General features: G+C 38.1%; 11 protein-coding genes. 10 read left to right on the top strand and 1 reads right to left on the bottom strand.

Translation table 11 applies throughout. The annotated features are described in order from the left end of the window. The first annotated feature begins 126 nt into the window (after positions 1 to 126). The 9 genes from Q0L68_RS09770 to Q0L68_RS09810 all read left to right on the top strand — a co-directional run bounded on the left by Q0L68_RS09770 (position 127) and on the right by Q0L68_RS09810 (position 9,081). Entirely contained in the window at positions 127 to 399 is a 273-nt protein-coding gene (locus tag Q0L68_RS09770; protein WP_296702317.1) for a DUF2061 domain-containing protein, read from the top strand. Beyond that, positions 374 to 1,078 (top strand): phosphoadenylyl-sulfate reductase, encoded by a 705-nt coding sequence (locus Q0L68_RS09775; protein WP_296702320.1) that lies wholly within the window; start codon positions 374 to 376, stop codon positions 1,076 to 1,078. The genes Q0L68_RS09770 and Q0L68_RS09775 overlap by 26 nt, the downstream gene beginning before the upstream one ends. Positions 1,079 to 1,221: 143 nt before the next feature. Continuing rightward, positions 1,222 to 2,121, top strand: coding sequence for a sulfate adenylyltransferase subunit CysD (gene cysD, locus Q0L68_RS09780; RefSeq protein ID WP_296702324.1), 900 nt, complete (start codon positions 1,222 to 1,224; stop codon positions 2,119 to 2,121). 211 nt (positions 2,122 to 2,332) lie between these two features. After that, positions 2,333 to 3,589: a GTP-binding protein gene (locus Q0L68_RS09785; RefSeq protein ID WP_296702327.1), complete on the top strand. Its 1,257-nt coding sequence runs from the start codon at positions 2,333 to 2,335 to the stop codon at positions 3,587 to 3,589. Positions 3,590 to 3,712: 123 nt separating this feature from the next. Beyond that, a complete protein-coding gene (locus tag Q0L68_RS09790) occupies positions 3,713 to 5,812 on the top strand; it encodes a nitrite reductase (RefSeq protein ID WP_296702330.1) in 2,100 nt (699 codons plus the stop codon). Continuing rightward, positions 5,809 to 6,579, top strand: coding sequence for a uroporphyrinogen-III C-methyltransferase (cobA, locus tag Q0L68_RS09795; RefSeq protein ID WP_296702332.1), 771 nt, complete (start codon positions 5,809 to 5,811; stop codon positions 6,577 to 6,579). The genes Q0L68_RS09790 and cobA overlap by 4 nt, the downstream gene beginning before the upstream one ends. Before the next feature lie 241 nt (positions 6,580 to 6,820). Beyond that, positions 6,821 to 7,399, top strand: a complete 579-nt coding sequence (locus Q0L68_RS09800) for a bifunctional precorrin-2 dehydrogenase/sirohydrochlorin ferrochelatase (RefSeq protein ID WP_296702335.1) — start codon at positions 6,821 to 6,823, stop codon at positions 7,397 to 7,399. 88 nt (positions 7,400 to 7,487) lie between these two features. Further along, complete coding sequence (locus Q0L68_RS09805; protein WP_296702337.1) at positions 7,488 to 8,009, top strand: hypothetical protein; 522 nt, start codon at positions 7,488 to 7,490, stop codon at positions 8,007 to 8,009. Then, positions 8,002 to 9,081, top strand: a complete 1,080-nt coding sequence (locus Q0L68_RS09810) for a hypothetical protein (protein WP_296702340.1) — start codon at positions 8,002 to 8,004, stop codon at positions 9,079 to 9,081. The genes Q0L68_RS09805 and Q0L68_RS09810 overlap by 8 nt, the downstream gene beginning before the upstream one ends. A gap of 13 nt (positions 9,082 to 9,094) precedes the next feature. Here Q0L68_RS09810 and Q0L68_RS09815 read toward each other — a convergent pair whose 3' ends face one another. Further along, the gene (locus tag Q0L68_RS09815; RefSeq protein WP_296702341.1) at positions 9,095 to 10,714 is read right to left on the bottom strand and encodes a hypothetical protein; all 1,620 of its coding nucleotides are present in this window, start codon (positions 10,712 to 10,714) and stop codon (positions 9,095 to 9,097) included. Positions 10,715 to 10,898: 184 nt separating this feature from the next. Between Q0L68_RS09815 and metK the strand changes: the two genes are divergently transcribed. Next, positions 10,899 to 12,152 carry a methionine adenosyltransferase gene (gene metK / locus Q0L68_RS09820; protein ID WP_296702342.1) on the top strand — a complete coding sequence of 418 codons (1,254 nt, stop codon included), beginning with the start codon at positions 10,899 to 10,901 and terminating at the stop codon, positions 12,150 to 12,152. Positions 12,153 to 12,361 lie beyond the last annotated feature (209 nt).

Genomic DNA, 12,361 nt, shown 5'->3' on the forward strand with positions numbered 1-12,361 from the left:
CTTAAAATACTGGAAAACAAGACCTTAGAAGATATTTTAAAAACAGGATAAAATTTTTTTGTCATTAACCCTATAAATTAAATAGGGTTTATATACTTTTGTGCTTTACGCTCGTATAAATCTCATATGATTTTAGATCAACCGCTCAAGAAACTATTTAGCAATAAAGCTGGCAAAGACAGCAATGCCAAGAGTCTGTTAAAATCTATTTCCTGGAGAATAGTAGGTACGATTGATACGATCATAATTTCTTATTTCATAACTGGAGAATTTGTAATGGCGATATCTATAGGTTCTGTTGAAGTTTTCTCCAAGATTATTCTATACTATTTCCATGAGCGGGTTTGGGAATCAGCACCTAAAGTAAAAGAAGATGACACTCAAAAAGAATATGCATGAACTAGAGGCTCAGCTCAACGAACTGAGTGCTCAGGAAGGATTGGCCTTAATTGCTGATTTATTTCCTGGGAAAGTAACTTTTTCAACTTCTTTAGGTCAGGAAGATCAGGTGATTACAGAATTGATTGCAGAAGCAAACCTTCCTGTTTCTATATTTTCTTTGGATACGGGGAGGCTCTTTCCAGAGACATTAGATTTACTCTCAAGAACAGAAGCTAAATACAAACAAAACATCAAGATGTATTATCCAACTACCGATTCGGTAGAAAAGTTGGTTTCCGAAATCGGAATCAATGGGTTTTACGAGTCAGTTGAAAATCGGAAATCCTGCTGCTTTGTTCGTAAAGTGGAACCATTAAGAAGGGCATTAGCACGAAATGACGTTTGGGTAACCGGCCTGCGTTCTGAGCAATCTGCAAATAGATCTGAAATGAAGCGCATAGAATGGGATGAAGGAAATCAGATTTTGAAATTCAATCCATTGTTGGATTGGACTTTTGATCAAATGATCAGTTACATCAACGAAAAGAAAATCCCATATAATCCATTACATGATAAAGGCTTCGTCAGCATAGGTTGCGCACCTTGCACCAGAGCAATTTCAAAGGGAGAAGATCCACGTGCAGGCCGCTGGTGGTGGGAGGATACGAAGAAGGAGTGTGGGTTGCATAGCAGATAGCAGTTGTCAGTTTGCAGTAAAGAGTAAGCAGAGAAAAAGTCAGAAAGTTGAAGTATGAAATCAGAAAAAAAGTTCAAGGTTTAATTGAAGGGTTCCAATTTCAAAGGTCTCGTAAATCTTAAATCGTAAATCACATATCATAAATGAACAACCTATTAATACCTAATCCAAAAGAAGCAGAATCGATCCACATCATCCGTGAAGTGGCGGCGCAGTTTGAGCGTCCGGTTTTGCTTTTTTCTGGAGGAAAGGATTCTATTACGCTAGTAAGATTAGCCCAGAAAGCATTTTATCCTGCGAAAATCCCTTTCCCATTATTGCATGTAGACACTGGTCATAATTTCCCAGAGACCATTGAGTTTCGAGATAAATTAGTTGCTGAACTTGGTTTGGAATTGATAGTGAGAAATGTGCAGGATTCCATTGATCAGGGGAAAGTTCGTGAAGAGCGTGGAAGATATTCCAGTCGAAATTCACTTCAGACTACTACTCTTTTGGATGCCATCGAGGAATTAAAATTTGATGCTTGTATCGGTGGAGCAAGACGGGATGAAGAAAAGGCAAGAGCAAAGGAAAGAGTATTCTCGGTTAGAGATGACTTTGGTCAGTGGGATGAGAAAAATCAACGTCCCGAGCTTTTTGATATGCTAAATGGGAAAATTCATGTCGGGCAAAATGTTCGTTGTTTCCCGATTTCGAATTGGACCGAACTGGATGTTTGGGAATATATCAAAGCTGAAAATATTGAGATTCCTTCCATCTATTTTGCGCATAAGCGTGAGGTTTTCTTCCGTGATGGAATGATTTGGACGGCAAGTGAACATGTTTTCCGTGAGGAGTATGAGGAAGTAATGGAGAAAATGGTTCGCTTCAGAACAGTGGGAGACATGACTTGTACTGCTGCGGTGCTTTCCGAAGCGGTTTCTTTGGATGATGTTGTTGGAGAAATTAGGGATTCTACGATTTCGGAACGTGGAGCCAGAATCGATGACAAACGCTCCGAAGCCGCGATGGAAACGAGAAAGAAAGTGGGATACTTTTAGAAGTAAGATTTTAGAAATACGATTTACGAGCTTTTCTTAAGATTTGTACATCGATGATAAAATCAAGCATCTCGTTATGTTGCTTCTCAAGAAGCAGAATTAATCAAACCTTAGGCGTTGTGCTGCTTTTCCGAAAGCAGCAATAGAAATACCTTAACTACGTCAAGCTTCTGGAGAAGCCAGACAACAGAATATCTAAAAACTGAACAACATGTCTGAAAATAGAAAACTCATAAAAATAGCTACTGCAGGTTCTGTCGATGATGGCAAGAGCACGCTGATCGGACGATTATTATACGATACAAAATCTCTTACGACAGATAAGATTGAAGCGATCGAAAGAAGCTCAAAACAACGAGGATACGATTACCTGGATTTCTCATTGGCAACAGATGGATTGGTTGCTGAGAGGGAGCAGGGGATCACGATTGATGTCGCTCATATTTATTTCAATACTAACAAGACAAACTTCATTGTTGCGGATACTCCGGGACATGTAGAATATACCAGAAACATGGTGACCGGGGCTTCTACTTCCCAAGTTGCAATTATTCTGATTGATGCGAGAAAAGGAGTGATTGAGCAGACATTTAGACACTTCTTTATTGCAAATTTGCTTCGAATCAGCCATGTGGTGGTTGCGATAAATAAAATGGATTTGGTTAACTATGACGAGGAAGTTTACCTGAATATCAAAAAGGATTTTGACGAATTAGTGGCCAAATCTGATTTCGCAGAAGATCAGATCACATTCATTCCTGTTTCGGCTTTGAATGGGGAAAACATTGCTACGAAATCTAAAGAAATGCCTTGGTATGTGGGGAATACCTTGTTGGATCATCTGGAAGTATTGGAACCTGCTGACTTACAAGAAAGCTCGGTGGCTAGATTTCCCATCCAATACGTTATCCGTCCAAAAACTGAAGCTTTCCATGATTTCAGAGGATTTTCCGGCAAGTTATATGGGGGTAGTTTGAAAGTCGGTGATGAGGTGACCTTGCTTCCATCATTAAATACCTCCAAAATCAAGAGTATTCACTTCTTTGATCAGGAGGTCGAAGAAGCAGCCCCCGGCAGTTCAATTGCAGTCACTTTAGAAACTGAGGTGGATTTGAGTCGTGGTGATATGCTTGTGAAAAGTGATGCTATTCCAAAAAGTGAAAAGCAAATTACCGCTACAATTTGCCAGGTAAACAGAAAAGAACTTCGAGTGGGAGCTAAGTACATTTTGCAACATGGTGTAAACCGAGTGCTAGCAAAAGTGGAACAAATCGAATCCAGAATTCATACTGATTTCTCAGGAAAAGAAGAAGCTGAAGAATTAAAATTGAATGATATCGGAAAGGTCAAATTTAAATTAAGCAAACCAATTCACTTTGATTCCTATCAGGCAAACAAATCCAATGGAAGCTTTATTCTCATTGAAGAAGGTGAATTTGATACTGTTTCAGTCGGGTTTATTGACTGAAACTATAGAAAGGTAATCGGTTGAAATAAATCGATTGATGACAACAATAACGTCCGGCTAACTAACTGGGCTTTTTAATAAACTATTTTACCACAATCCCTATAGGGAATTAAAAGTAAAGCCATGCAAAGCTTTAGAACCGAATTAGAAAATCCTATTGTAGAAAAAGACATCATTGATCTGGAGCGTAAGATCGCTCTTTTCAAAGAAGGAAAGATTGATGAGGAGAAATTCAGAAGTCTCCGGTTGGCTCGAGGTGTCTACGGACAGCGCCAACAAGGAGTACAGATGATCCGAATTAAACTACCCTATGGTCGTGTGAGTTCTGATCAGTTGAGAAGAATTTCTAAAGTCTCAGAAGAATATTCTACCGGAAGGTTGCATATCACCACCCGCCAGGATATTCAGATTCATTATGTAAGTCTGGATCGTACTCCTGAATTGTGGGCAGAACTTGAGCGAGATGATGTCACCCTTCGGGAAGCTTGTGGGAATACGGTTAGGAATGTTACGGCTTCAGAAACTGCAGGAATCGATCCAAACGAACCATTTGATGTGACGCCTTATGCGGATGCAACTTTCAAATACTTTTTGAGAAACCCAATTTGCCAAGAAATGGGAAGGAAGTTTAAAATTGCATTCTCTTCCTCTGATGAAGATACCGGGTTGAGTTACTTACACGATTTAGGATTTATTCCAAAAGTTAAGACTCAAAACGGAGCTGATGTTCGAGGATTCAAAGTTCTACTTGGAGGTGGATTAGGCTCGCAGCCTAGACATGCGGATGTGGTGTATGAGTTTTTGGAAACTGAGCAGATCATACCCTTTATAGAATCTGTGTTGAGAATTTTTGATCGTCATGGTGAAAGAGCTAGGAGAAACAAAGCCAGAATGAAATTCTTGGTGAAAGATCTTGGTTTAGAGGCTTTCCTTGAATTAGTGGAGCAGGAAAAGAAGGCATTACCATTTTCTAGCTATCCGATTGATGCTTCAACTTATGAAGAAGCCCAAAGATTGCCGAATGCTCCAACGGCTACTTTGGATGAGGAGTTAGGTTTGGATTTTGAGCTTTGGAAGTTGACCAATGTACTACCTCAAAAACAAGATGGTTTTGTGTCAATTGGTGTAAGAGTTCCTTTGGGGGATTTTTATATTGATCAGGCTAGAAAGCTCGCAGATTTGGTAGAGAAATATGCTAATTCTGAGATTCGATTTACCCTTCGTCAAAACTTCTTAATCCGTGATGTTAGGGAAGATTTGGCTCCATATTTCTTTCAGGAATTGAAAAAGATTGGTCTGGGAGAAAGAGGTTATAATACCATGGCTGATATCACTGCCTGCCCGGGGACTGATACCTGTAATCTGGGAATTGCAAGTTCCACCGGAATTGCAGCTGAATTAGAAAAAGTGATTTTGGCTGAATATCCTCAGTATTTGAAAAATAAGGATCTGGTAATAAAAATTTCAGGTTGTATGAATGCCTGTGGGCAACATAATATGGCGCATATAGGTTTTCAGGGGATGTCCATGAAAGCTGGAAAAATTGTGATTCCTGCACTTCAGGTCTTATTGGGTGGAGGAAATCTCGGCGATGGAAATGGAAGATTTGCAGATAAAGTGACTAAAATCCCAAGTAAAAGAGGGCCTGAGGCATTGAGGATTCTGTTGAATGATTTTGAGAAAAATGCACAGGGAAAAGATTTCCTAAGCTATTATGACGAGAAAGGTCAGATTTATTTTTACGAATTGCTTAAGGAGTTGGGAGATGCTTCGACTGTAACACCCGCAGATTATATTGACTGGGGCAATTCTGAAGAGTATAAAATTGCGGTTGGAGTTGGAGAATGCGCCGGAGTTGTATTGGATTTGGTTTCGACGCTTCTATTGGAAGCATATGAAAAAATGGACTTAGGAAAGGAGTCCTTGGAAGATGGAAGGTGGTCTGATAGCATTTATCACCATTATGCCGGTTTGATCAATGCTGCTAAAGCCTTGTTACTTGGGGAGGATATTACAACCAACAGTTATGCAAACATTATTGCAAAATTTGATGAGCAATTTATCCAAACAGGCAAAATTGACTTAGATGGTACTTTCGCCGAGAAAGTTTATGAAATCAATAAAAATGAACCAACGGAAGTATTTGCAAAGGCCTATGCCCAGCAAGCCCTTGAGATTTATGGAAAATTAAAAAGCTTCAGAGAAGCCGAGGTAGAAGCATGAAAATAGAAATCAAACCAAAAATAACACTGGTTGGGGCTGGCCCTGGAGATCCGGACTTGATAACATTAAAGGCAGTTTTGGCATTAAATAAAGCCGATGTGGTTTTATATGATGCATTGATTGATCCGGTTTTATTGAAGCATGCTCCAAATACGGCAATCAAAATTTATGTCGGAAAAAGGGTTGGCAAGCATTCCCTACCTCAGCAAGATACTAATGAGCTTTGTGTAAGTATGGCCCAAAAGCATGGGCATGTAGTGCGATTAAAAGGTGGAGACCCCTTTGTTTTTGGAAGAGGGGCGGAAGAATTAGATTATATCGAAACATTCGGAATTCCAACGGAAGTTGTTCCTGGAATCACTTCAGCCATAGCTGTACCTTCTTCGGCTGGTATACCAGTGACCAAAAGAGGAGTTTCAGAAAGCTTTTGGGTAGTTACCGGAACCACTTCACAAGGAGAATTATCGAATGATTTGGCACTTGCTGCACAATCCACTGCCACAGTGGTAGTATTGATGGGAACAAAAAAATTAAATGAAATTATTTCTGTTTACAGGAAATTCGGGAAAGAAGATTTGCCTGTTGCTATCATACAAAGTGGGACTACGAGAGATGAAAAAATCACAGCTGGTTATGTTTCAGATATCGTTCAAAAAGCCTACGATGCTAAAGTAGAAGCGCCGGCAATTATCATTATCGGAGAAGTGGTTCGAGAAAGTATAAAGTTAGCGGAGGTATATCGTGAGGTTGTGAAATACAATCTATGAGGTTTTATTCAAACCTCGAAAGTTTTGTAAAAATAAAATAGTGCGTTGTTTAAAAGGTTTGTATATACTAAACCTTCTAGGAGATTTCTCACTCGTTCCTCGTTCGAAATGACATCCCAACGGTTTCTATTTTCTGGACATTGTAACCATATTCCTTAATATCGAACATCGAAGATTAGATTTTAAATAATGAATTTCAGTAAATCTTATTTCTAGATTCTATCAACTTGATTCTTAAAAAATGAACCACCTTTATCCCATATTTCTTAAAGTTCACGAATTAAATATTCTATTAATTGGTGGAGGAAATGTCGGAACTGAGAAATTAGAGTTTTTACTAAAATCCAGTCCAAAAGCACAAGTAACTGCTGTTTCCAGAGAGTTCTCTAAGAGTTTTATTGATCTTGCATCCAAAGCTGATAATGTTACTATGATTGAGGATATTTATCATGAAAAATATCTTGGAGCCAAACATTTCGTGATTGCTGCTACCGATGATAAATCTGTAAACAAACAAATTCATGATGAAGCTAAAGAACGGTTTTTACTGGTAAATGTGGCCGATACTCCTGAATTATGTGATTTTTACTTAGGTGGAATAGTAACCAAAGGAAATCTAAAAGTTGCAATCAGTACGAATGGTAAATCCCCGACTGCTGCAAAACGCTTACGCCAATTGTTAGAAGAAGTGCTCCCAGATGAGTTGGATGATTTACTTGAAAATCTCCATGCATACAGAGCTACATTGAAAGGAGACTTTGAATATAAAGTAAAGGCTATGAATGAGGTGACCGCAAATCTCGTCAAACGGAAAAATTAATCTTTTCGTCAACCTTGAATTAAAGTACCAAATTCCTTTCTTTGGGACTCTGTACTGGTTGTTTTTATGTTTTCCAAAAAAATTCACATTGGGTTTAGCCTTATGCCTTTTGGTTCCTTTTGGTCTTAGATTGGTATCTTCAAAACTTGAACCATATCCGGCATTACTTTTTCCTTCTGGGGATAAACAGGTACAAGTTCCACTAGACAGCCCCATTCCAAACTATCGATATTCTGAACTATTTGGTTTTGCTCCAGAACAAGGATGGGTAAGTATTGATGAAGAGAAATTCATTGCTCCAATTCCTAGAAATTATCTAAGTTTTATTTTAGAAAAGAACAAAGGTCTTTTTTCCAATTATTCAGATGTAGAAAAGGAGAATCAATCTTCATCAAATCCCATTAAAAATTTTTTAATGAGAAATCAAGAAAAGAGTTTCTCAATTGAAAGAAGAGAAGAAATATCACAATTCTTTAAACAAAAACTGGAGTCTCAAGGCTTCGACCCAAACAGGCTAAAGATTGTCGAGTATCAAGTGATTTCTTATCCCCAATCATCAAAAATTGATCGATCAATTTTATCTGAAGAAATAATAGATTTTAATGAATAGGCTCAATCAACTTTTTTGGAAGCGTGTGACAGAATCCACACAGATGACTTTAGAGTCCCTAGTGATTTTGAGAATTCTAGCAGGACTTTTCTTTTTGATTATTTACTCTCCTTTTTTCTCTTGGATTGGTGAAGTGCCTCAGGCATTTTTCTTTCCACCGACTTTAAGTTTGGCAAATCTTTTCTCAGGATTTCCACCCGCTTACTTTTTTTACGGCTTGGATATTTTGATCACTTTAGCACTACTAGGTGTAACCTTAGGTTATAAGGCAAAAGTTTCAGGGATAGTAGCCTCTATCTTACTTTTCATTGGCTTTAATTGGCAATATTCAATGGGTAAAATAGATCATAATATTTTACTTCTAGCCTTTTTAGCGATCATGTCTTTTTCAGGATGGGGGTCGAACGCTGCATTGGTTCCTGATCGTTCAGAGCCCAAGGGCCATAAAGAGAAAGCAACATCCCTATTAGCTGTTTTGCTGTGTTTTGGGATGTTTTCAGCTGGATTTTTAAAAGCCTATGTTTGGTTAGATTTTGACCCCACCATGAATGGGTTTTTAAGATGGTATTACAGTGGTCTCTATGGGAAAGGAACTGACTATTTTTTCATCAAATATCTTCAAGAACTTATATTTTGGTGGCTAGATCTTATGGATTATGGGGGAGTATTATTTGAGTGGTCCCCATTTCTATTTTTGCTTATTGGGAGAAAATCATGGAGGCTTTGGCTTTTAGGGGCAACTCTTTTTCATTTGACGAATCTGTTGATTCTGAATATTCCTTTCACTCCAAGTTTTATTATTTATCTTACTTTTCTAAATCTGGAGGTGCTTTATCCGAAAATTGAGAGACTTTTTGAGAAGAAAGTAAATCGTCAGATTTTTGTCGGGCTAGTAGTTTTACTTGGCGTAAACCGACTTTTATATAGCTTTTCCATACCCTATAGTTATTTTGAATTTCTCAAACAAAGGGATGTAATTATGTATTTGGCATTAATTCTATGGGTTTCTTCCGCGGGATTATTCGCAAGGAATATTTGGAAATTATACTTCCACCCGAACAATCCTGCTTGAGCACAAGAAGTCCTTATTGCTTAATGCCAGTCATTTGCCAATGCCCCAAAGAAATTGGGATGCTTCCAATGCTATTAAGTTGATCGAAAAAGTCTTTCAATTTAAATTCTTCACCCTTTTCTTCTTTTAACCTAGCGAAATCTGCCATTGCATTTTCAAGTAAATATTTTCCAGTGATGTAGCTGCTGCCATATCCTGGCTGTCTCATGTATAAATGTTGCTCAAATAACAGGAGTTCTTTTTCAGTTTTCATCCATCCTCTGGGAGTATAATTAGAATGAATTCCTCCGGCTTCCACCATCGTCATCTGGTTTGCTTGAGCATACAAAGAGCCTAATCCTCTTGCGGCCCGTTGAGCAATCATGATGTATACGATTTCTCTAGATCTTGGAGAATCCTCGTAAAGTCCTGCATCCATAAATATTTCTTCAACTGCGGTAGCTGTTCCCTCGTTTCTGGAATCCCAGATATTATATAAAAGAGGATCTCTTCTGATTTCACTTTGGTTGGGTTCATTATCCATTCGGGCCAATTCAAACCAATGGTAAAAGTGAGAATACAAGGGACGCGGATCATAATGCATACCAATGGTAAAGAAATTCCGCTTTTCTCTTGGGATAAAAGAACCTTTATGCTCCCGAAGCGCGGGCTCAAAATAGTCTTTGACTGTTACAATTTCTTTTTCATCTAAGAATTTCAAAAGACTTTCCATGCCTTCCTCCGCCATTCGGTCAAAAGCTTCCGGTGAATTTGCGTCAGTAAGTTCCGGTAAATCTTGGTTTCTATGTTCTTCCAGTTTTAATGAAGCCCAAGCGCGAGCCAACTCTCTCTTTAAAATCATTACTTCGTCCTCCCAGGTTAAAGGAACTAGATGCACATTTTGCAGATACCAGGTGTAATTATCCTTACCAATTCCAGATTCACCTGTTTTGGTAGGTGCCAGATTTTCAAGCCAAACAACAAAATTATTTGTTGATTCTATTGCTTCTTTGATCGATTTTACCAATTCTGGATCCTCTGATACTCCTTCTAGTTGCAAAATATTTTGAAGGTCAATCGCTTGTTCTTGAATACTAGGTATTCCCGCAGCCCAAAGTTCTTTGGCATTCCCCACTAGATTGACTTCGGCTTGTTTATTAAGACTTGGAATTGATTTTATTTCTTTTAAAAACTTTTCACTGCTTACCTTATCAAGAGGGAAACTGTATTTCCAAAGCTCCAAAACGCCATGATGCGTAGGGCCTTCATGAGCAGGTACGTCACTCCTCTCTGTCCAAACAGTTTTATAAAATGCAGGATCACGTTCCCAAGGTTTTAGAATTCTATAATTAAAATCATATCCATTCATCTCTGCCCAGACGATTTTCCAATCTACTTGCTGATTAATTGGCCATCCTACCGTGTCAATAGTTAAAAGTTTGGATTGAAGATTTTTGAAATCGGGAAGGCGCTTATCGAAAGTCTCTTTTCTGTAATCCGGGGCTCCATTTAAAACTGGAGGATTTTCAAAACTTCTCCATTCTTTAAAAAGAGAAATTAAATCACTGTAATTACTATTCTTATCAAGATTTGGAAAGGCAAAAGCAGAACAAGAAATAAAAATTAAAAGGGTAGACTTAATAGATTTCATCATAGCAACAGATCTTATTTAAAAAGGAAGATAACAGAAGAGATTGGAAAATATCAAATTTTAATTTTCATCATTTTAAATCCTATGTTGTTCTTTAAGTCACCAACCTTCATACTCTAGTTTTTTATTTCGTTGAGTTACCCTATTTTTGGGCTTCCTTAAAAAAAGCAATTACAAATTTATATTTATGGCATATCTATTTACCTCGGAGTCTGTTTCTGAGGGGCACCCAGATAAGATTGCGGATCAGATTTCTGATGCACTGATTGATAATTTTTTAGCATTCGATCCAAATTCTAAGGTTGCTTGTGAAACTTTAGTGACTACTGGTCAGGTAGTTTTAGCAGGTGAAGTAAAATCTGATATTTATTTAGATGTTCAGAAAATCGCTAGAGATGTCATTAATAGAATTGGTTACACCAAGTCTGACTACATGTTTGAAGGCAATTCCTGTGGTGTACTTTCTGCGATTCACGAACAGTCACAGGATATCAATCAAGGCGTGGATAGAAAAAGTCCAGAAGAACAAGGAGCGGGTGATCAAGGAATGATGTTTGGTTATGCGACTAACGAAACTGAAAACTATATGCCATTGGCTTTGGATCTTTCTCATATGATCCTGCGTGAATTAGCTGCATTAAGAAGAGAAAACAAGGATATTACCTATTTGAGACCTGATTCAAAGGCTCAAGTGACTATAGAATATTCAGATGACAATGTGCCTCAAAGAATCGAAGCCATCGTGGTCTCTACGCAGCACGATGATTTTGATGAAGAAGAAGTCATGCTTGCTAAAATCAAGTCTGATATAGTTTCTATCCTCATTCCAAGAGTTATTTCACAGTTGAAGCCGGAATTGCAGAAGTTATTTACATCTGATATTAAATACCATATCAATCCTACAGGAAAGTTTGTAATTGGCGGGCCACATGGAGATACAGGATTGACAGGTAGAAAAATCATCGTGGATACTTACGGAGGAAAAGGAGCCCACGGAGGAGGAGCTTTTTCAGGAAAAGATCCTTCTAAAGTGGATAGATCTGCAGCGTATGCAACCCGTCATATTGCAAAAAACATGGTTGCTGCTGGAATAGCTGACGAAATGTTAGTTCAGGTTTCATATGCAATAGGAGTAGCTGCACCAATGGGTATTTATGTCAATACCTATGGAACTGCTAAAGTTGATTTGCATGATGGTGAAATTGCAAAAAAAGTTGAAGAACTTTTCGATATGCGTCCTTATGCAATTGAGCAGCGGTTGAAGCTGAGAAACCCAATTTATGAAGAGACAGCTGCTTACGGCCATATGGGTAGAACCAATGAAGTAATCACCAAAACTTTCCTTTCTCCATATAGAGATGAGATAACTTTGGAAGTGGAACTTTTCACTTGGGAAAAGTTAGACTTTGTTGATAAAATAAAATCCGCATTTGGATTATAAAACGAAAAGCCTTCCGAATTATCGGAAGGCTTTTCCATTTTTATTAAGGTTGAAGTTTTTATAGTCTTTAAATTTTCTTTTGAAAAGACCGGTCAATTAAGGTAGTATCCTTTACGAACTTGAGGTTTCCATATCGATTTCACATTTCGACTCAAGTTCTTCCAGTTCCAGTTTCCATTCCTCGATTGTTACTGCACCTTTTTTAACTT

This window comes from Algoriphagus sp., from assembly GCF_024642405.1.
Lineage (GTDB): Bacteria > Bacteroidota > Bacteroidia > Cytophagales > Cyclobacteriaceae > Algoriphagus.